The sequence below is a fragment of the Oenococcus kitaharae DSM 17330 genome, from assembly GCF_000241055.1.
In the GTDB taxonomy this organism is placed as follows: domain Bacteria; phylum Bacillota; class Bacilli; order Lactobacillales; family Lactobacillaceae; genus Oenococcus; species Oenococcus kitaharae.
Genome location: NZ_CM001398.1, coordinates 351,126 through 377,078, shown reverse-complemented (window position 1 = coordinate 377,078; position 25,953 = coordinate 351,126). Strand labels below are relative to the sequence as shown.

Genomic DNA, 25,953 nt, shown 5'->3' with positions numbered 1-25,953 from the left:
GTTAATGGAATTTATCAAAAAAAATAGATTGCTTTACTGGACCGTTGAAGTTTTGCTGCTCGCAATCTTGATCTTAGTTCTTTCTTCGCTGAGCTTTATTTTTGAGCCAATTGGCATTTTTTTCCGAACAATTTTTATTCCGATTATTGCGGCGGGTTTCCTGTATTATCTGCTGCATCCGGTAGTTGATTTTTTGGAAAAACATTTTAATCTGAAACACATGCTAGCTGTGGTTTTGACCTTCACAGCATTTCTGATTATTATTGCATCTTTATTTGTGACCTTTCTGCCCCAATTAATTGGTCAAATAAGCAATCTCTTAGGAACGCTGCCCGATTTTGCAAATGGTATCAGGAAAAATGTGAATAGTTGGTTAAGATCAACTTGGTTTAAACAACTCGGCTGGCAGATTCGGACCAATGATTTTCAACAGCAAATCAGTAAATATTCGTCAACCTTTCTCAGAGTCTCGCTCAGCAGCTTGGGGAATGCTCTGTCCTTTCTGACTACTTTTACGATCAACATCATTACAATTCCGATCATGCTCTTTTATATGCTGGCTGATGCTGATCGATTCGTTCCCTTTGTGAACCATTTTATTTTTCCTAGCCGCGCTAAAGAGGTCAACGATTTGGCGGCACGCATGAATAGTACCATCGGCCGTTATATTGGTGGGCAATTTATCGAAGCGCTGTTTGTCATGATCTGTGTCATGGTTGGTTATCTGATTATTCGGCAGCCCTTTGCGCCTTTGTTAGGGTTGTTTGCAGGTCTGTGCGTTTTAATACCATACGTTGGCCCCTTTATCGGTATGGTACCCAGCATGTTGATTGCGATCACAATTAGCACACAACAAGTTTTGGCTGTGGCTTTGGTCGTTATCATTGTTAGTCAATTAGATGGCAACCTGATTTATCCCAATGTGATTGGGCGTAATTTGAAAATTCACCCCTTAACCATTATTATCATTCTGCTTTCTGCCGGTAATATTTGGGGATTGCCGGGAATGATTTTGGGCGTGCCGATATATGCAATTATCCGAACTCTCGTGATTTTTGTTTACAACATTTATCAATTAAAAAAAGATGAACAGCATGCTGTGGGCGAAGTTAGTTCAGCGGACTCAGCGAAATTATTGAAAAAATCTGCTAATAAGGAGAATAAAAATGACGCCTGAGGAATTTGCATCAGCATTGGAAAAACAAGGTCTGCCGATTTCAGAGCAGAAAATTGGTCTTTTTAGAGAATATTTGACTTTTATGCTGGCCTACAATGAAAAAGTTAACTTAACAGCTATTACAGAACCAGGGGATATTTGGCTGAAACATTTTTATGATTCATTGACACCCTTGATCTTTCTGCCGGTGCCGAATCCAACTATAAAATTCTCGTTGATTGATGTGGGGTCCGGAGCTGGATTTCCAGGAATCCCTTTAAAAATTGCCGATCCAAATTTACAGCTGACCTTGTTAGATTCGCTGCAGAAACGCATTGTTTTTCTGGACAAGCTTGTTAGGAAACTGTCGTTAGATGACGTTGAGACCGTTCATGGCCGTGCCGAAGATTTTGGGCAGAATCCTAATTTTCGTGAGAAATATGATTTTGCCATTGCGCGGGCTGTATCGGGAACCAATACTTTATTAGAACTGCTGTTACCCTTTGTTAAGGTCGGCGGCAAAGCAATTCTCATGAAGACCGTTCACGATGAAAACGAAATTTTCCACGCCAGCAAAGCACTCGAAGAACTAGGCGGCCGCGCTTCACAGTCATTTTCTTTCGAATTGCCCAATGGCGATCCGCGTGTTTTGATAGTGGTCGATAAGATTGAGCCAACGAAAAACAAGTATCCACGGAAGGCCGGTACGCCAAAAAGATCGCCAATTGGTGGGAAAAATGGTTAGAGTAATTGCGCTGGCAAATCAAAAGGGCGGTGTTGGTAAAACAACCACAGCCTTGAATATCGCAGCTGGTTTGCTTAAAAATGGACAGAAAGTTCTTTTGATTGATTTGGATCCTCAAAGCAACGCGACTTCGGGCGCTGGTGTTGACAAAAAAGAGATTAATTTTGATGCTTACGATGTTTTAATTTCTAATCGTTCGGTTAAATCTGCCATTCTCAAGCGGACAGATAATTTTGATATCCTGCCGTCTTCACCGGAATTAGCCGGTGCAGAGATTGAATTGACCAAGAAGAAAAATCGGCAAATGATCCTCAAACGGAAAATTGCCCAGGAAAAAGAAAATTATGATTTTGTGATTATCGATAACCCGCCAGCATTAGGATTATTGTCCTTAAATTCCTTAATGGCAGCTGATTCTGTCTTGATTCCTGTTCAAGCAGAATACTTTGCTTTGGAAGGCTTGGCCCAACTTAAAAAAACCATTGATTTAGTTAAAGAACATGGTAATTTAGGCTTGACGATCGAAGGTATTTTGATGACAATGACTACACACACAAAAATAAGCCGGCAAGTGGTGGCGGAAGTTGAAAAGCATTTTCCAGAGGAAACATATTCGATTACGATTCCTCGCAATGTGCGTTTAACAGAGGCTCCGAGTTTTGGGCAGTCAATTTTTGACTTTGCCGGTTTTTCATCGGGTGCACGGGCATACAATAAATTAGTAAAGGAAATTATTAGCAAAGATGGCACAGAAGAAAGTGAACCAAGTTGAAATTATACATACTGCTGGTGATTATCACCTTCACGAGCAGAAGGTAAATGACTATCTGGCATATTCTGGTGGACATGTTGTTGCTTCTTTTGTAGGAACACCAGATGTTAATCATCGTCATGAACCCGGCCATTTTTATACGGTTATCGAGTTTGAGGCGACCATAGATGGCGAATAAACGCGGCTTAGGCCGTGGTATTGATGCTTTGTTTTCTGATGAGGATGATCAAAAGACGCTGCAGGCTGTTGCAAAAGTTGCTCCAAAAGACACGGCTGGCCAATCGTTACTACAATTAAAACTGTCGTCATTAGAAGTTAATCCATATCAACCCAGAAAGACTTTTGATCAGACGGCTTTGGCTGAGCTGGCACAATCGCTGAAGCAAACTGGCTTGATCGAGCCTTTGATTGTCAGAAAACACGGCAGCAGTTATCAAATTATTGCTGGAGAACGTCGTTTTCGTGCGGCAAAGTTAGCTGGTTTGACTCAAGTGCCGGTTATTGAAAAGACGCTTTCAGATAGTGCCATGATTGAATTGGCTATCATTGAAAATCTTCAGCGGGAGAATTTAAATCCGATTGAAGAGGCACAGGGCATTAATTCGTATATGAAGGAGCTGGCTCTGACGCAGTCTCAAGTAGCTGAAAAACTGGGCAAGTCACGAGCAGCAATTACAAACACGTTGCGTTTATTGAATCTGCCAGAAGCGGTTCAGCAGTTTATGATCGATGGCAGGCTCGCTATGGGGCATGCCAGAGCTCTGCTGGGCTTGGATACACCAGCCGAGATGGTGGCGCTGGCCAACAGAATTGTGTCAGAAGGATTATCTGTCCGTCAAGTCGAAGAATTAGTTCGCGGGCAGAGCCAAAAGCAGCCGGTTTCGTTGACGAAAAAACATAGTGAGACTAATATCTATGCCGAGGAAATCGAGAAACGACTTGAAGATAAGTTTTCAACGAAAGTTTCCTTATCTAAAAAGAAACTTGAAATCAGTTTTTCGGATCAAGATGAGTTAAATCGTATTTTGGAAATACTCGGTGTTAATGCCGACTAAATTTAATGAACTACACGCTAAATACAATTGTTGAAATGAAAAAGCCACACGCTTGCGGGGCGAATGCTTGGAAAATCGTTCGAATGGGTGCTGATATTAAGATTGAATGTACGAATTGCCATCGTGTGATTATGATGACCCGCCAAGATTTTGAAAAACGCTTGAGCAAAATTATTAAGGGCTGAAGAGGCCTTTTTGTTTGCCGGAAATTAAATAGTAGAATAAATAAGGAATCAGGAGTAAATATGTCATTAACTGCAGGAATTGTTGGTCTGCCCAATGTAGGTAAATCGACCCTTTTTAACGCGATCACGAAAGCTGGTGCTCAAATGGCCAACTATCCGTTTGCCACAATTGAACCAAACGTTGGGGTTGTCGAAGTACCAGATGTACGTTTGGTCAGAATTCAAGAAATCGAGCCAGCCGATAAGGTCGTGCCCACGACTTTTGAATTTACAGATATTGCCGGTATTGTCAAAGGCGCATCTAAAGGCGAAGGATTAGGCAATAAGTTTTTGGAAAATATCCGCCAGACTGATGCGATTATCCAAGTTGTCCGAGCTTTTGAAGATTCAGAAATTACACATGTTTCTGGTAAGGTTGATCCTTTAGAAGATATTGAAACACTGAATACAGAATTGATTATTGCTGATTTAGATCATGTCAATAATCGTTATAGCAAAGTTGAAAAGGCAGCTGTCAATTCTAAAGATAAAGAAGCCATTGCTGAATATCAATTATTAAAAAAAATCAAACCCGTTTTAGAGGCTGGAGAACCGGTCCGTAGCCTCGAATTTGATACGGATGAAGCTAAAATTGTGCACGGCCTCTTCTTTTTGACTGACAAGCCCATGCTCTATGTAGCTAACATCGCTGAGGATGACATGGCCGATCCTTCTCAATCACCTCTTTACCAAGTAGTCGCTGATTATGCGGCCAAAGATCACGCGGAAGTTATTGGCTTAGCGGCGAAAACAGAAGAAGAAATTTCTGAAATGGCTGAAAGCGATAAAGCTGATTTTTTGGAAATGGCCGGCGTACAAGAGGCTGGATTAAATCGTCTGATCAGAACGGCCTACCATTTGCTGGGCCTGCGGACTTTCTTTACGGCTGGCGGTAAAGAAACCCGTGCTTGGACTTTTAAAGCAGGCATGAAGGCACCGCAAGTAGCCGGTATTATCCATTCCGACTTCGAAAGAGGTTTTATCCGAGCTGAAACTGTCAGCTATACGGATCTGGATCAATTGGGTTCGATGGCTGCTGTGAAAGCAGCTGGGAAGCTTCGTTCTGAAGGCAAAGAATATCTGGTCGCTGACGGCGATATTATCAATTTCCGTTTCAATGTTTAATCAAATTCAAACGCGGACGAACAATCTTAAGAATTTGTTCGCCTTTTTAGTATAATTTTACACGGAGGCTTCATGGCAAATTCCGAACTTTCTAAACGAAATCAGGAATTTGTTTTTCATTTAACAAAACTTCTCGGCGAATCGAAAAGTTTTGATGATGATAAAACAAATTCAACAATCAGCAATGTCACTGAAAAACTTTTGGCAGGACAAAAAACTGGTCAAACGGCTCGTCAACTTTTTGGCACTCCCAGTGAATATTACCAGGATTTAGTCGACCCTAAGGGCGCAGCTGAACGTAGAAGAAAACTTGCACAGATGCAGCAAGGGAAAAAGGCTGCACCCGCTGATAGACGTGCGCGTCCAAAAATCAGTGAGCAGCTATTTGACTTTAGTTTTTGGCTGGAATTCATTGATACCAGCTGGACGCTTTTGATTATACTGGCAGCGTTGTATGGCTTGACAATGCTGACCAGTAATGGCCGAAACCAAGGCGTAGGTGTTGTGACGTTGTTTATCTGGGCGATTATTACCGGTGCAGCCTATGTCTTTGTTCTTAGAATTGTCAGCCCGAATCCTAGTAAAAAAGAGCGGCGCCCTGTTTGGCAGCGGGTCTTATTCACCTTAGTTGCCGGTGTGGTCTGGGTTGGTGCGTTTTCCGGCTTGGCTTTGATTATTCCGCCTGTTATAAATCCAGCACTCAATTCAGCATGGCTATTTACGATTGCGGTGGTTGGTGCGGCAGTTTATTATATTTGGCGCAGGCAGTCACCGTTGCCAAAGGGAATTTTAATTATTGGCAGCTTGGCAACAAATGCAGCACTTAAGTATCGCGAGAAATATCCGAAAGCGAAAAAAGTTAGGACGAAGAAGTAATGACAAAAATTCTAGTGGTTGACGACGATAAAGAAATTGCTGAATTACTGGAGATTTATATTCGAAATGAGGGCAATGACCCTATTTTGGCTTATTCAGGCGAAGAGGCGCTTTCAAAACTCAATACTAATCCAGATATCGCACTTATGATTTTGGATGTGATGATGCCGGGGATGAACGGCTTTGATGTGGTCAAAGCCGTTCGCAAGGATACAAATATTCCTATTTTGATTGTTTCTGCTAAAACGGGCGATATGGACAAGATTCAGGGCCTGATTACCGGTGCAGACGATTATGTGACAAAACCCTTTAATCCATTGGAAGTGATGGCTCGTGTCCGCTCTTTGCTGCGCAGGTCGTCAAATGCAGTCCGAGACGAAGCGCCTGAAATTATTGATGCCGGCGCTCTGACAATCAATAAAGATTCTCATGAGGTGAAAACAGCTGCTGGTGAAGTGATTCAATTGACAGCCTTGGAGTTCGGCATCCTCTATTTGCTGGCTAGCCACCCGAATCGGGTCTTTTCTGCAGATGAAATTTTTGAACGTGTCTGGCAGACCGAATCTGTCGTTTCAGCAAAGACGGTGATGGTTCATGTTTCCCATCTACGCGACAAAATCAAGGAGAGTACAAACGGTGATGAAGTCATTCAAACCGTCTGGGGTGTTGGCTACAAAGTCGAAATCAATTAGCCTATGAAACTAACAGCTAGAGAAATTATTCATCTGATTCTTTTTGGAGCAGTCGCGGCCTTCGTACTGCTTCTTTTAGACTGGGCTGTTTTTGGCTTAATTGCAGCACTCATATCCGGTGATTTTAAAGTTGGCCGCGGGCGTTTTGAAACGACGGCATATATTTTGTTTAATGGCAAAAATTTTACACCAGCAAATTACCAATGGTGGGGCTTTGTTTTGATCTTGCTGCTGGGTATTGCGCTGTGGGTATTTTTATTTTTACGTGAATATCAGCAAATTCAGCTAAAACGGCTTTCGGCTGAAATTACGAAAATTAATCAAACAGAAGATAATGATCAGATTAAAATGTCATCGATTGATCCTATGGTCACGAGCCTCGTTTTGCAAATCAATCAAATGACAGCCTCAAAACAGAAAATCCTTGATACAGAACGTCAAAATGAACGCAAGCAGCAGGAGTTGGTCACTAATGTTTCCCATGATTTGAGAACACCGCTGACATCAATTATTGGTTATCTGGGTCTGATTGAATCGAACCCGAATATGCCGGTTAATCAGATGCGTAAGCATGCCTCAACTGCCTATACCAAAGCACAGCAGCTGGTATCGATGGTGGAAGATCTCTTTTCCTATTCCCAAACACAGACTAGCGGCGAAAATCTGCATTTCCAGCCGATGGAAATCTCTGAATTTTTTGACCAGCTGATTGTGCAGTTTGAGTTGGAGGCTCGCAAACACGCTATTACAATGTCTAGTCTGACTCACCCGGACCAGATTCAGATCGTGGCTGATCCGGAAAAATTGGCTCGTTTATTCATGAATCTGATCAATAATGCTTTTAAATATGGCAAAACCATGACTTTTATCAAATTGACCGCAGCCACAAAGGAAGACAAGGTCGAGATTAAAGTGCAAAATGATGGCGAGCAGATCCCTAAGTCGAGTTTGAGCAAGCTATTTGATCGTTTTTATCGTGTTGACCAATCGGGAAACAAAAATATCTCTGGTACCGGTTTGGGCCTTGCCATTGCACAAGGCATTGCTCAACAGCATCACGGGACAATTCGAGCGGAATCCAATTCTCAGTTGACGAGTTTTGTGATCGAACTTCCCTTGGACGCTTCTTTGGGGATGCCTCGTGGTTAATCGTCGGTCTAATTATATGTTTAAAGAGCACAGGTTTCGACACAAAATAATGGCGTGTTTGCTCGGCCTTTTGTGTTTATTTCTGGTCGCTTCTTGTGTAGTTGGTGTTTTTATCAACGAAAAAGTACCTAGCCGAGTATTACCGGTCATTAGTGGGAAACCGGCTCAGCTTCAAAACAAGGCTGCCGCATCATTGGTTGCCGACTTCGATAGTGGACAAATCATTGCAGAGAAGAATCCGAATCAAAATTTAGCTATCGCCTCTACTAGCAAGTTGCTGACGGCTTATTTAGTTTATCAAGCTGTCCAGCAAAAGAAATTGTCTTGGCAGCAGCGCATAAAAGTAACGCCGCAAATTCAAGCACTTTCCCGTAATAGCGAACTTATGAATATACCCTTGCAGGCAGGCCAGGCATATACAGTGAAGGAGTTATTGGATGCGACTTTGCTGATTTCGAGTAATGCGACAGGCATTTTATTAGGAGATGCCATCTCTGGCAACCAGAGAAATTTTGCCGATTTAATGAATCGTACAACGGCTTCCTTTGGTATCCCTAGTTCGCAATATCATTTTTATAATGCAGTGGGCATCAACAATGTTTACCTATCAGGCCAAGATAAAATACCTAAGGCTTTAGATAACGATGAGAATGTGGCCTCGGCTAAAGCACTCACAACAATTGCGAACCGTTTATTTAAAAAATATCCAAAAGTTATCAAAGAAATGCAATCACCGGAATTATTCTTTCCATTTCCTGCCAGCGATTATGCATTTTGCGGAGATTCTGTTTTAACGCGTTTTAACAAACAATTTCCTCAAGATGCAAAAGTTTTCTCTATCGTTAAAAGCGGTGCTTCTGAGGCGGCCGGATCGGTTTTGCTCGCGCTGACAAACAAAATGCCCAATGGTCATCGCTATATTGTCTTGACGATGCATGCTTCTGATTACACTAATCTTTGGCCAACTTGGGATTTGACGGCGAAGACTGCGGCACAGGTGTCACGGCAAGGCAGCTATTTATCGATACCTAAAAATACACAGATTTCGGGTGCTGAAAACCTTTATCTGCAAAAGACATCTCCTAGCCGGATTGCTTTACAAAATGCCTCAAGCATTAATTTTTGGACCTCTGGCAAGAGGAAACAGGTTTCAGCAAACCACATTGCTTATGATCGGCGGTCTGCCAATATTGCCAAGGATAGTATTTTAGTTACCAGGATCAATAATTTACGTGATTTTGATTATTTATATGGTCAAAAGCCGGTGGGCAAACTGTACTTAAAAACCATGAGGTCTGCCGTCTGGCAACTCAATCCTTTTGTCAGATATTGGCGTTGGCTAACTCATTAGACTAGCGAATTTGTTCACGTTTGCGCTATGATAAATTAGGAAACTTTGGAGGAAAAATGGCTAAATTAGTATTTATTCGTCACGGTCAATCTGAATGGAATGCTTTAAATCTATTCAATGGCTGGGTCGACACAAAACTATCTGAAGAGGGCATTCGCCAGGCAAAAGAGGCCGGTGAACTGCTCGCGGAAAAAGGTATTGAGTTTGATCAGGCTTACACTTCTGTGCTGACGCGTGCAATTCAAACGCTTCATATCACTTTGGAAGAAATCGGCCAGCTTTGGATTCCTGAAGAAAAATCATGGCGCTTGAACGAGCGCCATTATGGCGCTTTGCAAGGGCTGAATAAGAAGGCTTCAGCTGAAAAATGGGGTGATGATCAGGTGCATATTTGGCGCCGTTCCTATGATGTTTTGCCGCCATTGCAAGACTCAATTCAGAAATCAATTACTGTAGATGGTCGGACTTATCCTGCCTTAGATCGTCGTTATGCTGAGTTGGATCCTAAGACACTGCCTTTGGGTGAGAACTTAAAAGTAACTCTGACACGCGTTATGCCTTTCTGGGAAGATAAAATTGCGCCAGATTTGCGCGCCGGCAAGAACGTGATCATTGCTGCTCACGGAAACTCGTTGCGTGCCTTGTCCAAGTATATTGAAAACATTTCCGATGCTGATATCATGGGCCTTGAAATCGCCAACGGGCAGCCAATCGTTTATGATTTTGATAAGGATTTAAAAGTTACAAATAAAGAATTGCTTGCTAAGTAATTTAAAAAATCCACTTGATCGTTAGAAATCAAGTGGATTTTTTTATCTAAAAATGATTTGATGCAAGAATCCGGCCTAAACCGCGAGGATCTTTGACGGATGAAGCTAGTAACTGTCGCAGATTGTCTAGACGGACGTCCCGTTCCGGAATACGAATCTCTTCTTGAGCAGATTCTTTCTTGTAGAAATCGATGTTTGCTCTGGAATAGGTCTGTTTCTCTTCATCTTGTGCTAATGAATTGATGAACTCGCTGGCTTGCGCGACCCTTTGCCGACTATCTTCTTCTAGTGCGGCCTGAGAAGTTTGATCCTCTGCTTGAATGCTGGCGGCCTCGGATCGGAGTGATGATGGCAAACTATTTGGACTGCTTGAGGAAACGTTAGGGACCGCGTCAGTGGTATGCTGCCGATTAATCAACTGTTGGGCGAAATTTTCTAACAAGATTTTTTGGCTAGGGTTTAATTGGCTGATCATCATGTCTAAATGAGACAGCGAGGCAGCTGTGCCATTGTCGGTTGGCGTTGACTTGTATGGTACAGAATTGTCATTTTGCTCTATGGGTGTTTCAGCTTTTAAATTAGTGACAAGATCTGGCTTCGTAGCTGCAGCAGGAGTCGTCTTATTTTCCGGAAGAGAAATTTGCACACGTGAAGGTGAAACAGGCTTAGGCTGTAATTGTTGTTCGGCGCGGTCGTTTTTTCCAATAATGACCCGATGGAGAAAGGATGTAAATTTCATGTCTCTAGTATCTCATTATTTTTTTAAATTAATGCCCTTGGAAACAGCGTAAATGACAATCGATCCGACAATCATTGAAGCAAGTTCACTGATAAAGAGCATGCCGTATGTCAGCCAAAAGCCGCCATCAGCAAATTTAGGATAAAAAATAATTAATTCAGCTGCGATCCAAAACATAAATATGCTGACAATCAATGTTGAAGCAACGAATTTGAGAATTGTGTTAGGAATGCGCCGCGTAACCTGATAAACTACCCAAGTCATGGTTAAAGTCTGCAAACCACCGATAATTGCATCAACGATTCCCAAACCAAAAAATAGATTAAAGACGAAAACACCAATTGTTTGGGCGATGATATAACGTTTATTGAAAATGGCTAGGTTGTTGAAGCCTTCCCCAAGACGGATCTGAATGGCACCGCCACGCAGATTAAAAGGCGGGATCATACCGATTAGAATGTATAAAGCGGCAACAACGCCGATAAGTGTTATATTTCTAGCTTGACTCTTTTGTTTTTTTTCCATACTTTCCATGATATAAGAAAAGTGCTCGATCTTTCAGATTAAAAACAATTCCTTTGCTATTAGACAAAAAAACACAGCGTCTGCTGTGTTTGAAAACACGGATTAATTTTTTAACCGCGGTAAATCCACCGGTCACCAGTCTCAGCCAATAGACGGTCGGAAGCAACCGGCCCCATAGTAGCGGACTCGTAACTTTCAAGGGGCGCTTTATCTTCAGCCCAGACTTTAGCAATCTGATCAACGAATTTCCAAGAAATGGAAACACCAGTCCAATCGGCAAAGTTCGAACCGTCTCCATTCATCGCGTCATGCAGCATTCTTTCGTAAGGATCCGGCGTCTGGGCTTTATCTTTATCAGAAATGGACCAAGCCAGCAAGTCAGAACGGGTACTGAATTCGGTTGTGACATCTTTGCCGTTCAAAGAGAATTGAATGCCGCCGACTGGATCAATCAAAATACTTAGGACAGGCTCGGTCAGTTTGTCATCATTCGTAGTACCAAAATCGAAAGTGGATTTCTTATAGACCACATCGACACGCGTCTGCTTAGCAGCCAAACGCTTACCGGTTCTAATGTAGAAAGGAACACCTTGCCAGCGGTCTGTGTCGAATTGCAGACGGCCAGCTACGTAAGTATCATTTTTGGAATCGGCCGGCACATCTGGTTCTTCAGTATAGGCCTTTTGCCAAACTTCACGGCCGCGGCCATATTGACCACGCACAAAGTTCGCGGCAACTTCCTCACCCTTGTACATCTTGAGTTTTGAAAAAGCAGCGTTCTTAGCGGCACGGATATCTTTGTCTGAAAATGAAGCTGGTTCTTCCATAGCGAGCCAACCGACAATTTGGAAGGTATGATTTTGAATCATATCAAGCAAAGCTCCGGCTGTATTATAGTAGCCGGCGCGCTCTTCAACACCCAACTCCTCAGCTAGTGTTACTTGAATATTTTTAATGTATTTATTATTCCAAGTTGCATCAATAAAGGCATTGCCAAAACGCAGCGCTGGGATATTTTGAACCATTTCCTTGCCAAGATAATGATCGATTCTGAATATTTGGTCATCAGAAAAACCTGATTCGAGCTGGTTTTGTAATTCTTGTGCTGTGTCAAAACTCGTACCGAAGGGTTTTTCAACCATTAAACGGTTATAGCCATTATCTGACATTAAGCCCTCAGACTTGATTGCTTGTGCAATCTGTCCAAAGAAGCGTGGCGCAACTGACATATAGAAAATGCGGTTGCCATTGGCATTGTATTGTTGATCCAGTTGAGCCAGAAGATCTTTCAGCTTGCCATAATCCTTTAAGTCGGTCACATCATGACTGCGGTAACGGAAGTGAGCGGCAAAAGCCTTAATCTGCCCCTCTGTACCGTTATTGGCGATAGATTGGCGAACTATTTCCTGGAATTTTTCATCATCTAAATCATGACGCGCAGTCCCGATCACGGCGAAACGATCCTGCAGGTAGCCCTTTTTAAATAAATTGAACAATGAGGGGTATAACTTACGCTTGGCAAGATCCCCGGTGCCGCCAAACAGCAGCAGAACTAAAGGTAATTCAGTAGGTTTATTATCCATATTCACTCCAAACTTTTACATATAAAAGTATAACCTATCGGATTAGTTAAGTTTGTGAAGATGTTACTATTTTCATATGGATCAATATTCGGAAGACAAAAAACCGCGTCGCAGACCGCCTTTGCATGTTCAAACGAGCACGATCCGCCCAATTTACGTTTATGCAGAAAATTTAATCAGCAACGCGGCTGCTGCAATGACCTGGCCGGTGACCTCTTTGTATCTGCATAATTATCTGCATCAGTCTTTTTTAATTATTGGCGTGATTTTAATGCTGGGATCCCTCGTTTCAATGCTGGCCGCTTGGGGAGCGGGACTTTTATTTGATCGCTGGCGGCCTTACCACAGCTTTATTATTGCTTTATCCATTTGCTTGTTTGGATCATTGATGATGCTCTGTTTTCATGACTGGCCAATATATGTTCCATGGCTCATGATTCTGAATATTGGTATTGGCATGCTTCAAACGCTGATAAACTCATATGGTGCCTACCTCTCAACAGATAATCCAAAGCACTTTTTCTCGAACATGGCCATTACTTTGAATATCGGCACAGTCATTGGCACTTTTTTCGGTACCTGGATCTTTGACAAAATGAAAATCCAGGGCATGATGCTCCTTGCTATCGTTTTTTATCTGGAAATGCTTGGGCTGGCTATTTTATTTTTTCGCGTCCAAATCCGGCCTGCGTCTATGGTGCTTGCCGCAAAACAACCGAGCCGTTTGGCTTTTTCACGCTTATTAATTGCGATTGGCGCCTTGACGATGATGACCTACTTAACTTATCAGTTTTGGGAAACAGTTATGAGCCCGCACATGGTCAGCTTGGGCATGTCAATCGAACAATATGGTTATTTGTGGACAATTAACGGCTTGGTCATTATCTTTTTCCAAAATTTGGTCACGAAAGCAACAAAAAATTGGTCCTTTATGAAAACGGTAGTCATTGGTACTTTTATTTTTGCTCTGAGTTTTCCGCCTTTGATCTGGGCCAATCGTTTTTGGCAAATGATCTTGATTACAATCGTGCTGGTCGTTGGCGAAATGTTATTTTCGCCCGGAACAACAGCTTGGATTGCTCATTTGGTGCCTGCACAGTTTCAAGGGCAAGGCATGGCTTTTATTAGCGCTATGATCAGCTTGGGACGTGCGATCGGGCCAGTTTACGCGGGCATTTTTATGGATCGGGGGTGGATTTTTGCTCTTTTTATGAGCAGCTTTTTCTTGTTGCTGATTCTTGATGGTGTTGTTTATATCTTTGGCAGATCAAAAAATAAAAGCCTGATATAAATCAGACTTTTATTTTTCGCTTGTTTTCTCTTCAAAATCACCGTTTGGCTGGTACTCTTTTTCTATCTTTTTAACTGTGAAAAAATTGATGTAGGCATCTTCATAATCATTGGCAGTGATATCGAAACGAAAATCATCATTTTCAACGGTTACGGTATCGCCTTTTCTGGTATCGGGGTAATTATTTTGGATGTATCCGGTTAAAGTGACAGCCTCGTCTTCATCAAAATCAGGAATTTTAGTTTTGAAAAAATCTTCCAAGTCATACAATGAAATCTTGCCAACCACTTGATAACGGTTATTACCAAGTTTTTTAATCATCTCATCATCTTCATCATCTTGTTCATCTTTTAAGTTACCGAACAATTCTTCATAGATGTCTTTATCAGTAATGATACCTGAAGTTCCGCCGTATTCATCAATGACAATTGCCATCGGCACACGGTGGGCGCTCATTTCGTCCATGACATCAGGAACCTTCATATTCTCTGGAATAGAAACGATATCACGCATGATCGTGGAAACTTTAGCTTGGTCGTCAATTCTCGCCTGACGAACAATATCGTAATTATAGGCATAACCAATGATTTTATCTTTGTCATTATCAGCCGTTACGGGAAAACGTGAATATTGTTCTTCCAGATAGAGCTTTAAAGCATCGGCAATCTTGTCTTCAACGTCGATCACGCTCATGGAAGTTCGATCTACCATCACATCGCTAGCAACTTTATCATTCATCTCAAAAGCACGCTGCATAAAGTTGGCATCTTCTTCGTCAACCTCAGAGTCGCTGGCCAAGGCTGAATTTTTCGTTAAACTAATGATCTCGGTCGGTGAATAAATATCCTCATCAGTTGCAGTCTTAAAACCTAGTAGATTAGATACCGCTGCGGCCGTACGGTCGAATAACCAAATCAAAGGGAAAAGAACAACATGAAAAAAACGCACTGGACGCGCGATGCTCAATAATACCTTGATTGGTTCATCAATCGCAATGTTCTTTGGTACCAAATCGGTAAATACGGCATGCACAAAGGTAAAGATAAGGATACCAACGATAGATGAAACGACTAATTCACTTTCCCTGCCCAGAAATGCAAAAACGCCGGAATTCTGTAAAAATTGGGAAGCCGCGCCTTCACCCAACCACCCGATAATTAATGAAGTGAGTGTAACGCCAGTCTGTGCCGTCGACAGATATTCATTAAGATGATCTGTCATATGAATTGCTAAGGCAACCCGCTTATTTGGCTTTTTCTGATCTTTTTGAATCGCTTTTAGAGCGGATGGACGCGAACGGATAAGGGAGTATTCTGTGAGTGTGAACATCACAGCTAAGATAAGGGAAATGAGTAAGGCAATCACTGAAACTAATATTGAGGGGTCGGAGTCCATTAATGTTTGATATCTACTTTCTTAAATAGTCTAATTGCTATTATATCAAGCTTTGAGTACAGAAAACACACTTATTGGCCAGCTTTAGACAGATTAGCAATTATTCTTGTGTATAATTTTTGTAAATCCGATTGAATGCCGGATAATTCGTAACTATAGAGTAATGGCTTATTGTACTTGGCTGCATAACGCTTGGCAGTCAGCACGTATTGAACGTTAAAGTTACGATTGCCGGACCCGAAAACGCCAAGCAGTTTTTTGTAATTTTCATGGTAGTCAAGGTAGTCGCCTAAAGCGTTAGTAAAAATTTCGTGAATTTCTGGTCCGATACCAGTGCCTCCTTCTAGGTAAGTCGGGACGTTTATAAAAAATGGTGCCTTTTCTTCAGCGAAATCAGTAGAATCGCTAATTTCGACGGCCTCAATTTCGACATTGTTCGGATTTTCCTGTATTTGCGTTTTTGCATAGGCTGCTAAACGCTGCATAAAATTTCGTGAATTTCCCTCAATAGACACATATAAAACACGAACTTTTTTCATGGAAAATACCTCTTTATCAGGAAATAACGTTCCGTGGTTTTTTCTTCTCAGATATTTGAACGAAAATCCTAACATTACCTTTTCTTAATATTCTTAATCTTTCAAAAATGCCCTTAAATAGGCATTTAGACGCTATTAAGCTTGCAACAATTTTTAAATTATTGCAAGTTGTTTAAGACAACGATCTGATAATAAATTGTAATATTTCGGCTCGATCCGCACCAGTTCTAGCTTTTGGGACAGCGACCGCTTGTTCGCATGTGAAATTGCCCTTGTATCTTGTTTTCAAGGCGTTTATATTAATAAACATCCAATAAATAAAGGCGCTAAAAACAAACATTAGGAGGTAAAAGATGACAGATATTACGGTTTATACAAAAAATGATTGCGTCCAGTGCAAAATGACTAAAAAGTTTTTGACTTCAATGGGAGCCGATTTCCGAGAAATCAACATCGATCAGCATCCAGAATTTGTTGCTCAGTTGAAAGAAGCCGGTTATCGTCAAACACCGGTTGTCAAAATCGATGGTCTTGATGCTTTCTCCGGTTTTCGTCCGGATGTTTTGAAAAAAGCACTCGCCTCTTCAGCCGCTGCTTAACTGTCTTTTACAAAATAATCTAGGCAAGCATCGGGTTTTTCTCGGTGTTTTTTAATCAAAATAACTAGGAGGATTCTATGCCGTTAAAAGAAATCGATCTTGAAAAAGTGCATTATTATGACTTGAATAATGAGGTCAATATCCCGAAGAATAATACAATTCAAGTTGGAAAAGACCAAGAAGCACTCAAAGCATTTTTAACAGAAAACGTTGAACCGAACCGCCTGAAATTTGCTTCGCTTAAAGAGCGTTTTGATTGGCTGATTGAAAATGATTTTATTGATCCAACGTTCATCAATAAGTATCAGTTTTCATTTATTGAGAAACTGTATGACTTTTTGGATGCGGTTCATTTCCAGTTTCACAGTTTTATGGCCGCTTACAAGTTTTACACGCAATATGCACTGAAAACAAATGACGGCAACTATTACGTCGAGTCTTATGAGGATCGGATTGCGATCAATGCACTTTATTACGCCGATGGCAATGAAACCTTGGCTATGCGCATTGCTGATGAAATGATTCATCAGCGTTTCCAACCGGCGACACCTAGTTTTTTGAATGCTGGTCGTGCGCGCCGTGGCGAGCTGGTAAGTTGTTTTGTTTTGCAAACAACCGACGACATGAATTCGATCGGCCGCGTTATTAATTCTGCCATGCAGTTATCTAAGATCGGCGGCGGTGTCGGCATTAACTTGTCGAATGTTCGTGAGGCAGGTGCCGCTTTTATGGGCATTGCCAACATGGCGGCCGGCGTGATTCCGATTATGAAATTGATGGAGGATGTCTTTACATATAGTAATCAAGCCGGCGCACGACAAGGCGCTGGTGTTGCCTATTTATCCATCTTTCATCCGGATATTGTTCGTTTCTTATCGACAAAAAAAGAGAATGCGGATGAAAAAATTCGTGTTAAGACTTTATCACTTGGCCTAACTGTACCGGATAAATTCTATGAATTGACAGAAAAGGGCGAGCAGATGGCGCTCTTTTCACCGGCAGATGTTGAAAAAGTCTACGGTGTGCCTTTTAATTATGTCGATTTAACCAAAGAATATGACAACATGGTGGCTGACGATCGAATTACCAAACACTGGATCGATGCCCGTACTTTAGAGACGGAGATTTCAAAACTTCAACAAGAGTCAGGTTATCCCTACATCATTAATTTGGATACCGTTAACAAGGCCAATCCTATTTTTGGTAAAGTTGTTTCTTCGAATTTATGCTCGGAGATCTTACAGACTCAGACTATTTCGCACATTAATAACGAACAGAAATATACGCTTTTGGGAGCCGACATTTCTTGTAATTTAGGTTCTATCAACATTGATAATATGATGCATACGCCTGATTTTGCTCAGTCAATCGAAGCGATGACGCGTGCCTTGACTTTTGTGTCCGAAAGTTCTGATATTTCGGTCGTTCCTTCGGTTCAAAACGGTAATCAGCAGAAACACGCGATCGGTTTAGGAGCTATGGGGCTAGCAGCCTTTCTGGCTAAGAATAAGATCTACTACGGTGATGATATTGCTTTGGACTTCGTCAACACTTTCTTTTTGATGACGAACTATTACACATTGCTGGCATCTAATAAAATTGCCAAAGAGAGAAAACAGACCTTCTTTGAGTTTGAGAAATCAGATTACGCTAATGGCAGTTATTTTGACAAGTATTTAGCCAAAGATTGGGGTCCAAAAACTGAAAAAGTTAAGAACCTCTTTACTAATTATCACATCCCCACGATTGCTGATTGGCAGCAATTAAAGGAATCAGTCATGACCGATGGTCTGTATAATGCTTACCGTCAAGCAGTCGCGCCAACAGGTTCCATCTCTTACGTTAATGACACAACTGCTAGTCTGCAGCCAATCGTATCCCGCGTTGAGGCCCGTGCTGAAGGTATGACGGGGCGTGTTTTCTATCCAGCCAGTGGTCTGAATAACGAAACGATGCCTTATTATGTTTCTGCTTACGATCTGGACCAGAGAAAGGTCATTGACACCTATGCAGCAGCTCAGGAACACATTGACCAGGGGATGGCAATGACTTTGTTTATGCGTTCCACGATTCCTGATGGCATCTATGATTGGAAAAAAGGTCACACAGAAAAGATGACCACGCGCGATCTGACGATTCTTCGGCATTACGCTTTTCGCAAGGGGATCAAATCAATTTACTACATCCGGACTTTTACGGATGACAATACCGAACAGGGCGTTAACGAATGCGAATCATGTTCCATTTGACTTGCTAGCATAAAATAGACTTAGAGGTAAGAGATGTCGGAAGAGAAAAATCAATTTACACACTATGATGCGATCAATTGGAACAAGGTAATCGACCCAATTGATAAAGCCACTTGGGAAAAGCTGACTGAACAGTTTTGGTTGGATACACGAATTCCTATTTCTAACGATTTGAAGGATTGGCGTTCGCTTGGTAAGAAAGAACATAGGCTTTACGATCATGTTTTTGGTGGTTTGACGATGCTGGATACCTTGCAAAGTCAAGATGGTATGGCCAGTTTGCTAGAAGCTGCTGTTACGCCGCATGAAAGAGCTGTTCTGAATAATATTAAATTTATGGAATCAGTCCATGCTAAGAGTTATTCTAGTATCTTTGAAACATTAGACACACCAGTTGAGATTGATGAAATTTTTGACTGGGCATCACAAAATAAACGTTTGCAATATAAAGCGAACAAAATCAACTCAATTTATCATGATCCAAATCCATTAAAACGTAAAATCGCTTCTGTCTTTTTGGAAACATTTTTGTTTTATTCGGGCTTCTATACGCCACTCTATTTTGCCGGGCATAACAAGATGGTTAACGTCGCTGAAATCATTAAATTGATTATTCGTGACGAATCGGTCCACGGTACTTATATTGGTTATAAATTTCAAGTTGCCTATAAAAAATTGACAGAAAAAGAACAGCAGGATTTAACTGCGTGGGCCTATGATCTGCTTTATGATTTGTATGCCAACGAAGAGGCCTATACACACGAACTGTATGACGATATTGATTGGTTTGACGATGTAATGGTATTTCTACGTTATAACGGCAATAAAGCTTTAATGAACCTTGGCTTGGAGCCTATGTTTGCTGATGGTGCTGAAGATGTAAACCCAGTTGTTATGAATGGTATTTCTACATCAACTGCCAATCATGATTTCTTCAGTCAGGTGGGTAATGGTTATCGCTTGGGTGAAGTTGAAAATTTGACTGATAGCGATTATGAAGTTGGTAAGTCGACGCAAAGCGGTTTTGATTCTGAGGACCAGGATTAAGTAAAAAAGATCTGCAATCATTGCGATTGCAGATCTTTTTTAAATTGCTTTTTATCAGGGGTGGATATAAAGATAGCTGCTTGCAGCATACACGCGGCGAATATCTGGTCCAGCACTTGAAAAATTCCCTTCGGAAATTGTAATACTGCCATCACCATTATTTGAAAGGACAACGCCTACATGGCCGTAAACACTAGCTCCTGCTTGTCCGGGGGCGAACACAACGACTGCCCCAGCAGCTGGGGAGTTATCGACTAAATATCCCCGTACAGCTGCACTTGCTGCCCAATTAGAAGCGTTTCCTAGGCTAGATGGCACCCAGGGAAGCATATTTTTTACGTACCAAGTGCAAGTGCCGTAAACGTAATTGTTGCTGCCGTTCATTACAGCTGTGTTATGAAACGCTATCTGCCGTGGTGCAGACGCTGCTTGCTCAGCCTGTTTTTGATCAGCGGCTTTTTTCTCGTCGGCGGCCTTTTTAGCGGCCTGCTCTTTAGCCTGCTGCTGATCTCTTATTTTCTTACTTGCAGCATCACTAGCTCTGCGCAGGTATTGATTAACAGCTTTTTTATCCGATGCGAAGTAGATAGGCGCTACTTGCGTTGTGCCTTGGCTGCTGGCTGCTTGTGCATTAGCTGATACACAGATTGCCGATAATAATGCCAACGCAAAGAGTATTTTTTTATTAATGAAATATTTTATCCCTTTGATCACCCGATTAGTTTTCCAAATGAAAATTACGATAAAATGTCTTTAGATAACAAATTTGTGACAGTTTGAAGAATTAACATAGGTTGTATTATACAAGAATGAGAATTAACAAGAAGAAAATTTGTAACAATTGAATTTTTTACGTTTTTATTAACTTTTTCTGCCCTCTATCTTCTGCTTTAATTTTCGTTTTATTTCCTTTTTATATTCTTTTAATCTGGTCCGACGATACTAATCTTGTTCCAAAGGAAACCACCCGCGGAGCACTCTCTGAAAAATAAACTATCCCTTCCAAATAAAAAAACTCTCTTCATAAATAATCCCGAAAAACCAAAAAACGCTTATCAAGGCGTTTTTTTCGTCTCAGTGTAAAATGGGTAGGAGAGTTAATGTAAATTTAATCGGAAAAGAGCAAAATCCTGAATATGGCAAACAGTTCTGTAAAAATTCTTTTAATTGAAGATGATAAGACACTTAACGATGATATCGCTGCCATGCTTTCTGAAATTGCGACTGTCAAACAGGTTTTCAATGGTGCGGATGGTGAATACGAAGCGGTTGAAGCGCCTTATGATTTAATCGTCTGTGATCTGATGCTGCCGGAAATGAATGGATTGGATATTATTAAGGAAATGCGGGACTCGCATATCGAGACTCCAGTATTAATCTTGACTGCTAAGGATTCTGTGGATGATAAAGTTAAGGGATTTGAAGTCGGTGCCGATGATTATCTGACTAAGCCTTTTCATCGTGAGGAGCTCCTAGTTCGTGTCCAAGCCTTATTGCGGCGTGCTGGTATCGATACAGAAGAAAAAAAAATTAAAATTGGTGATCTGGCGATACACTTAGCTAACCGTACTGTCACGGTCGGTAAGCAAAATGTACAGTTGGTCGGAAAAGAATATGATATTTTGGTTTATTTGGCCAAAAATAAAAATATTATTATCACTAAAGATCAGATCTTCGACCGTGTCTGGGGACTTGATTCCGAAACAACGACCAGCGTTGTTAATATTTATTTGAATAATCTACGACGCAAGTTGGAATCGGTCGGGAAAAATGACTTAATAAAAACTTTAAGAAATGTTGGTTTTATTCTCGAATACGATGAACAAAGCAAAAATTAATTTAAAACAATATGTGCGATTGTTTTTTCTTGAAGCGATCGGTTTTTTAATGATTTTTTCTTTTGTCGGCGGATACATTTACTTTACATATACGCGTTCTGTTCAAGAGAACTTTGATCAAATTCTTAGCACGATGGTGATGCGAGTCCAAAGAGACTCTCAATTAAGCGGTGTCAAACGATTAACGATTCCAGGCCGGGAAAGTAACGACAATGATCCTAGCAAAAACTCGCCAGCTGGCACCAATCCTGTGCAAGGTGTGGGCGTTATCCAACCAGATGTTGCCGGGCAGGATACGATTTATTATGACAAAGACGGCAATATCATTAACTATAATTCTTTGGGGCTGCGCTATTTTACATATGAAAATCTCTATAAAAAAATTATGGGTGATTTCTCCACTACTCAAGCAGTCAAATTAGGAGGGTCCTATTTCAGAGTCCGTTTGATTCGTCTGAGAAAACCTGTGATTTTGGTTTACAACGATCAAAAAAATGACAGCATCTTATTGGGCAAAGCTGATTATGCGGCTGTCACATATAATTTCGATTCTGAATTGGCGAATATTGAATCTTTTAGATCGGTTCTACTTTGGAGCTTGTTGTTTGCAGCAGTCTTATCGTTAGTGGTCAGTTGGCTAGTTACCTTAAGAGTGATGAAACCCATTTTGCAATCATGGAAACAGCAACAAGATTTTGTTAATAATGCTGCCCATGAACTCAGGACCCCTTTAACTATTATTCAAAATAAGTTAGAGAATCTACTGCGTACGCCAACCAAACCAGTGGCTGATGTTTCTGAAAACATTGTAGTGTCATTATCTGAGGTTCGTCGTCTGAATCAATTGACTTCAGATATGCTGACATTAGCAAAGACAGGCTCAAATATGTCGAGATTGGATCCTAAAACCATCGATGTAAAGAAATTTATTGATGAAGTCGTTGAGCCGTATTCCGAAATTGCGCAGTCTGAAAATAAGGTTTTCAATAGCGATATCAACGTTAAAGGGCAAATGACTTTTGACAATAAGCGTGTTCACCAATTAATTGTGATTCTCTTGGATAACGCATTGAAATATACAGATGAAAAAGGCAGCATCACACTTAAAGCACGGCGGGATAAAAATAATTTGATCCTGGAAGTGGCTGACACGGGTCGCGGAATTTCTCAGGAAGCCAAACGGCATGTCTTTGATCGTTTTTACCGGGAAGAAAAATCAGGAAACCGTAATACAGGCGGTACTGGCCTTGGACTTTCGATTGCCAAGTGGATCGTGGACGCATTCAAGGGAAAGATTACTGTGAGCGACAATTATCCGGAGGGCAGTGTTTTTAAGGTGGTCTTACCCAAATTAAAAGCAACTCATTAAAAACTTTGAATTGTCTCGTAAATTCGTACTAACTATTAGAGGGATTTATGAAATTATCAAAGTTTTTATTTTTGGCATCTTTATTAAGCGGGATTTGGTTATTTAATGAAAGCGCACAGGCTGATTTATCCAGTAATCTTGTTATTCAGTACATACAAGAAGGGATAGCGCGCAAATCTTGGCAGCCTGTTCAAGAAGAAAATTTTTTGAATCGGTCAGGAATGCTGCCGAGAAATAATTATCGCAATGGGCAAGGCCGCCCGGAAGGAATTGTGATTCATGAAACTGCTAACCCGACATCAACGATTTACAATGAAATTTCGTATATGTATGGACACTGGCAGTCGGCATTTGTGCACGAATTTGTTGACGCTAATCATTTGGTGGGTGTTGCTAATACAGATTATCTTTGTTGGGGTGCTGGTACGATTGCCAATCAGCGCTTTATTCAAGTAGAACAGCTGGAAGTTCATAGCAAAGATGATTTCGCACGCGAGCAGTTGAATTTAGCTAAATTTACGGCTGATCAATTGTCCTACTACGGGCTTGGTATGGGTCGTCGGAGAGCTACTATTTGGAGCCATGATGATGTTAGCGGTGTTTTGGGAGGCACCAATCATAGTGACCCGGTAAGTTATTGGAATAATTCTGCTTCCAATTGGTTTTCCGGCAGTTACAATATGGATGATTTTATATGGCTGGTTAATCAAATAAAATCAGCCACTCTCATGCGAGGGTATGGCCTGCCAAGCATTATTAAGCGGGATACACAAACACGTTGGCTGAAATTTGGCAGAAATACAGAAATTTTCGACCGGTCTGTTGCCGGCAAGGTTATCGGTAACTCAACAACTTTATCTGCCAAAAATGTGACAGTTAAAGAAATTGGTACTTTATCTAATGGCCAAGTTCTGGCACTGGTTTCTCAAAACAATAATATTCTGGGTTGGACTGATTTAACTGCTCTAATTAAAATATAAAAAAACGTTTGGCTGTTGTGTTCCTAACCAAACGTTTTTTTATATTTTAAATGGCATCGTACTGCAGCATTGGAATCCGATCGTGCAAAACTCGTGCATATTTCTCATAGAGCCACACCCATAATGTCACCCAAGCAATACCGAAAGCTGCACCGGCAAGCGCATCACTTAAGAAATGATCCTGAAGGTAAAGCGTTGCTTCCATTAACAGCAACCCAAATGTAATCGTTCCCCAGCCAAACCAAAGCTGCAGGCTTGTCGAAGAAAGATTGGGCAGAACCAAGACGAAAATGATCGTGATAATGATAAATGTAGTTAGAGCATGATTAGAAGGGAAAGCGTAGCCTGAGGCTAAGTGGCCAATAGGGCGGGCTCGGCCAACAGCGACTTTAAAGATTTGCCCAATTGCTAAACCGCTGATATATGTAAGTAATACCCAAATAGCTGGAATGCGCAGATTCGAAAAATACAGTAGCCCAGCGATCACGACCGCATAAATAAAAGTTGCCAAAGGAGAGCCTAGCGCCGATATAATGGTCATTAAGCCATCTCCAAAGGAAAAACTTGTATTTCCTAGCGAACTTGTCAACCATCTATCGATGGATATTGTCATTCCAAATCTAATGCCGACCAAAACCAGCAGCAGCAAAAAAACAAGTGCGGCAGCAAGCCCGGCTTTTTTCAAAAATTTTGGCATCCTAACAATCATCTTAACCTCTTAATAAAACCTTAATTATATTCATTATAGCTGAAAGGTATCTTTTATCATCGTGTTTTATTTATATGATTTGGGGTAAAAATCACATAGACAGTAAAAACCGAACATTCGGTTTTTGCTTGTGGATAAAATTCGTAATTTATTACAAAAAAAGGAAAATGATTCGGATTCGTCTGTAATTATGATACGATTTTCTTAGCCATTAGGGTGGCAAAAATTTGGAAGAGGTTAGTAATGAAAAAATTCGCACATTCTGCTGCAGTTCTTGCTATTGTTTCCGGCGTTCTGGCAACAACAGTTCCTGTCGTTGCTAGTGCTTCTCAAGCAGCAAATCCGAAGACGCTTCGCGTTGGGTTTGTTCCTTCGAGTAATGCAACAACCATGGAAGCTCGGGCGAAACCTTTGGGACAGATGCTCTCAAAGCAATTGGGACAAAAGGTCGTTGTGACGGTTTCAACTGATTATAATTCGATTGTTGAAGCACTTGGTTCAGGAAAGATTGATATCGGATTTTTGCCGCCTGACGGATATGTTCAGGCACATAAACAATATGGTGCCAGAGTACTTTTGCAGACGGTTCGAAATGGTGTCAATAACGATGGCAGTCTCCAGAAAAAGATGGTGAGCTGGTATCGAGCTTTAATCCTTGTTCGTAAAGATTCAAAAGTTAAAAGTATCAAAGACCTCACGGGTAAGAATATTGCCGTGCAGGATGTTACAAGTTCTTCGGGATACATCTTCCCAATTTACTATTTGAAAAGTAAAGGTATCAACGTTGTTAAGAATTCTAATTTAGTCACAGTTAAAGGGCATGATCAAGGTGTCTTAGCTGTTGAGAATAAGCAAGCCGATGCTGCCTTTGTCTTCCAAGATGCTCGTAATATTGTTAAGGGTGATGTGCCAACTATTTTCAAGGACACAAAAATTTTAGCTGAAACGATGAAGATTCCTAACGATACCGTTACAGCGCGTAAGAGTTTGTCTAAGAAATTATCCACTAAGGTCCAAAATGCCTTTATCAAGATTGCTAAAACCAAGAAAGGTAACAAATTAGTAGAAAATCTGTACGACATTGCAGGATTTGCAAAGTCCAAGAATTCGAATTTTGCTGTTGTGCGTAAAGCTGATAAAGCCGTTACAGGCAATTAATAAATTGTTGAAAATTG

Annotated in this window: 27 protein-coding genes; 20 read left to right on the top strand and 7 right to left on the bottom strand. The window is 41.1% G+C overall.

The features are described from left to right. The first annotated feature begins 4 nt into the window (after window positions 1-4). The 12 genes from OKIT_RS01880 (at window position 5) to gpmA (ending at window position 9,915) form a co-directional block, all read left to right on the top strand. Complete coding sequence (locus OKIT_RS01880) at window positions 5-1,177, top strand: AI-2E family transporter (protein WP_007744825.1); 1,173 nt, start codon at window positions 5-7, stop codon at window positions 1,175-1,177. Continuing rightward, window positions 1,167-1,901 carry a 16S rRNA (guanine(527)-N(7))-methyltransferase RsmG gene (rsmG, locus tag OKIT_RS01875; RefSeq protein WP_007744823.1) on the top strand — a complete coding sequence of 245 codons (735 nt, stop codon included), beginning with the start codon at window positions 1,167-1,169 and terminating at the stop codon, window positions 1,899-1,901. Before OKIT_RS01880 ends, rsmG begins: the two co-directional genes overlap by 11 nt. Continuing rightward, a complete protein-coding gene (locus OKIT_RS01870; protein ID WP_007744822.1) occupies window positions 1,894-2,673 on the top strand; it encodes a ParA family protein in 780 nt (259 codons plus the stop codon). Before rsmG ends, OKIT_RS01870 begins: the two co-directional genes overlap by 8 nt. Then, the gene (locus OKIT_RS01865) at window positions 2,645-2,851 is read left to right on the top strand and encodes a hypothetical protein (RefSeq protein WP_007744821.1); all 207 of its coding nucleotides are present in this window, start codon (window positions 2,645-2,647) and stop codon (window positions 2,849-2,851) included. The genes OKIT_RS01870 and OKIT_RS01865 overlap by 29 nt, the downstream gene beginning before the upstream one ends. Next, window positions 2,841-3,728 carry a ParB/RepB/Spo0J family partition protein gene (locus OKIT_RS01860; protein ID WP_007744820.1) on the top strand — a complete coding sequence of 296 codons (888 nt, stop codon included), beginning with the start codon at window positions 2,841-2,843 and terminating at the stop codon, window positions 3,726-3,728. Before OKIT_RS01865 ends, OKIT_RS01860 begins: the two co-directional genes overlap by 11 nt. A 5-nt stretch (window positions 3,729-3,733) precedes the next feature. After that, window positions 3,734-3,913 (top strand): DUF951 domain-containing protein, encoded by a 180-nt coding sequence (locus OKIT_RS01855; protein ID WP_007744819.1) that lies wholly within the window; start codon window positions 3,734-3,736, stop codon window positions 3,911-3,913. A 60-nt stretch (window positions 3,914-3,973) separates the two neighbouring features. Then, window positions 3,974-5,077, top strand: coding sequence for a redox-regulated ATPase YchF (gene ychF / locus OKIT_RS01850; RefSeq protein WP_007744818.1), 1,104 nt, complete (start codon window positions 3,974-3,976; stop codon window positions 5,075-5,077). Between the two features lie 72 nt (window positions 5,078-5,149). After that, window positions 5,150-5,953 carry a DUF1129 family protein gene (locus OKIT_RS01845; RefSeq protein WP_007744817.1) on the top strand — a complete coding sequence of 268 codons (804 nt, stop codon included), beginning with the start codon at window positions 5,150-5,152 and terminating at the stop codon, window positions 5,951-5,953. Then, window positions 5,953-6,645, top strand: coding sequence for a response regulator transcription factor (locus tag OKIT_RS01840; protein WP_007744816.1), 693 nt, complete (start codon window positions 5,953-5,955; stop codon window positions 6,643-6,645). The genes OKIT_RS01845 and OKIT_RS01840 overlap by 1 nt, the downstream gene beginning before the upstream one ends. A 3-nt stretch (window positions 6,646-6,648) precedes the next feature. After that, entirely contained in the window at window positions 6,649-7,794 is a 1,146-nt protein-coding gene (locus tag OKIT_RS01835) for a sensor histidine kinase (protein WP_007744814.1), read from the top strand. Between the two features lie 58 nt (window positions 7,795-7,852). Then, window positions 7,853-9,145 (top strand): D-alanyl-D-alanine carboxypeptidase family protein, encoded by a 1,293-nt coding sequence (locus OKIT_RS01830; protein WP_007744810.1) that lies wholly within the window; start codon window positions 7,853-7,855, stop codon window positions 9,143-9,145. 56 nt (window positions 9,146-9,201) lie between these two features. Continuing rightward, on the top strand, window positions 9,202-9,915 hold the full coding sequence (gene gpmA, locus OKIT_RS01825) for a 2,3-diphosphoglycerate-dependent phosphoglycerate mutase (RefSeq protein WP_007744809.1): 714 nt from the start codon (window positions 9,202-9,204) through the stop codon (window positions 9,913-9,915). A 46-nt stretch (window positions 9,916-9,961) separates the two neighbouring features. Here gpmA and OKIT_RS01820 read toward each other — a convergent pair whose 3' ends face one another. From OKIT_RS01820 to zwf, 3 genes are all read right to left on the bottom strand, one after another. After that, window positions 9,962-10,654 carry a hypothetical protein gene (locus OKIT_RS01820; RefSeq protein ID WP_007744807.1) on the bottom strand — a complete coding sequence of 231 codons (693 nt, stop codon included), beginning with the start codon at window positions 10,652-10,654 and terminating at the stop codon, window positions 9,962-9,964. Between the two features lie 15 nt (window positions 10,655-10,669). Next, on the bottom strand, window positions 10,670-11,179 hold the full coding sequence (locus OKIT_RS01815; RefSeq protein WP_007744805.1) for a QueT transporter family protein: 510 nt from the start codon (window positions 11,177-11,179) through the stop codon (window positions 10,670-10,672). A gap of 110 nt (window positions 11,180-11,289) precedes the next feature. Continuing rightward, window positions 11,290-12,762: a glucose-6-phosphate dehydrogenase gene (gene zwf, locus OKIT_RS01810; protein WP_007744804.1), complete on the bottom strand. Its 1,473-nt coding sequence runs from the start codon at window positions 12,760-12,762 to the stop codon at window positions 11,290-11,292. Between the two features lie 76 nt (window positions 12,763-12,838). Here zwf and OKIT_RS01805 point away from each other — a divergent pair, with 76 nt between their 5' ends. Then, window positions 12,839-14,053, top strand: coding sequence for an MFS transporter (locus OKIT_RS01805; protein ID WP_007744803.1), 1,215 nt, complete (start codon window positions 12,839-12,841; stop codon window positions 14,051-14,053). Window positions 14,054-14,062: 9 nt separating this feature from the next. On the opposite strand, the gene OKIT_RS01800 is transcribed toward OKIT_RS01805, so the two are convergent. Then, on the bottom strand, window positions 14,063-15,448 hold the full coding sequence (locus OKIT_RS01800; RefSeq protein ID WP_007744801.1) for a hemolysin family protein: 1,386 nt from the start codon (window positions 15,446-15,448) through the stop codon (window positions 14,063-14,065). 71 nt (window positions 15,449-15,519) lie between these two features. Continuing rightward, on the bottom strand, window positions 15,520-15,987 hold the full coding sequence (locus OKIT_RS01795; RefSeq protein WP_007744800.1) for a class Ib ribonucleoside-diphosphate reductase assembly flavoprotein NrdI: 468 nt from the start codon (window positions 15,985-15,987) through the stop codon (window positions 15,520-15,522). A 353-nt stretch (window positions 15,988-16,340) separates the two neighbouring features. Here OKIT_RS01795 and nrdH point away from each other — a divergent pair, with 353 nt between their 5' ends. The 3 genes from nrdH (at window position 16,341) to nrdF (ending at window position 19,882) form a co-directional block, all read left to right on the top strand. Continuing rightward, window positions 16,341-16,586, top strand: coding sequence for a glutaredoxin-like protein NrdH (gene nrdH / locus OKIT_RS01790; protein WP_007744798.1), 246 nt, complete (start codon window positions 16,341-16,343; stop codon window positions 16,584-16,586). Window positions 16,587-16,663: 77 nt separating this feature from the next. Then, window positions 16,664-18,835: a class 1b ribonucleoside-diphosphate reductase subunit alpha gene (gene nrdE / locus OKIT_RS01785; RefSeq protein ID WP_007744796.1), complete on the top strand. Its 2,172-nt coding sequence runs from the start codon at window positions 16,664-16,666 to the stop codon at window positions 18,833-18,835. A gap of 33 nt (window positions 18,836-18,868) precedes the next feature. Continuing rightward, window positions 18,869-19,882, top strand: a complete 1,014-nt coding sequence (nrdF, locus tag OKIT_RS01780) for a class 1b ribonucleoside-diphosphate reductase subunit beta (RefSeq protein WP_007744794.1) — start codon at window positions 18,869-18,871, stop codon at window positions 19,880-19,882. 54 nt (window positions 19,883-19,936) lie between these two features. Here nrdF and OKIT_RS09750 read toward each other — a convergent pair whose 3' ends face one another. Next, on the bottom strand, window positions 19,937-20,548 hold the full coding sequence (locus tag OKIT_RS09750) for a CHAP domain-containing protein (protein WP_241778151.1): 612 nt from the start codon (window positions 20,546-20,548) through the stop codon (window positions 19,937-19,939). A 470-nt stretch (window positions 20,549-21,018) separates the two neighbouring features. Between OKIT_RS09750 and OKIT_RS01770 the strand changes: the two genes are divergently transcribed. From OKIT_RS01770 to OKIT_RS01760, 3 genes are read left to right on the top strand one after another with little or no spacing between them, the layout of a single operon-like run. Then, window positions 21,019-21,720 (top strand): response regulator transcription factor, encoded by a 702-nt coding sequence (locus OKIT_RS01770; protein WP_007744790.1) that lies wholly within the window; start codon window positions 21,019-21,021, stop codon window positions 21,718-21,720. Continuing rightward, on the top strand, window positions 21,701-23,089 hold the full coding sequence (locus OKIT_RS01765; protein WP_007744789.1) for a sensor histidine kinase: 1,389 nt from the start codon (window positions 21,701-21,703) through the stop codon (window positions 23,087-23,089). Before OKIT_RS01770 ends, OKIT_RS01765 begins: the two co-directional genes overlap by 20 nt. A gap of 47 nt (window positions 23,090-23,136) precedes the next feature. Next, entirely contained in the window at window positions 23,137-24,069 is a 933-nt protein-coding gene (locus tag OKIT_RS01760) for a peptidoglycan recognition protein family protein (protein ID WP_007744788.1), read from the top strand. A gap of 46 nt (window positions 24,070-24,115) precedes the next feature. Here OKIT_RS01760 and OKIT_RS01755 read toward each other — a convergent pair whose 3' ends face one another. Then, on the bottom strand, window positions 24,116-24,766 hold the full coding sequence (locus OKIT_RS01755) for a phosphatase PAP2 family protein (RefSeq protein WP_241778150.1): 651 nt from the start codon (window positions 24,764-24,766) through the stop codon (window positions 24,116-24,118). 255 nt (window positions 24,767-25,021) lie between these two features. Between OKIT_RS01755 and OKIT_RS01750 the strand changes: the two genes are divergently transcribed. Further along, window positions 25,022-25,936: a phosphate/phosphite/phosphonate ABC transporter substrate-binding protein gene (locus OKIT_RS01750; RefSeq protein WP_007744786.1), complete on the top strand. Its 915-nt coding sequence runs from the start codon at window positions 25,022-25,024 to the stop codon at window positions 25,934-25,936. Window positions 25,937-25,953: the final 17 nt, after the last annotated feature.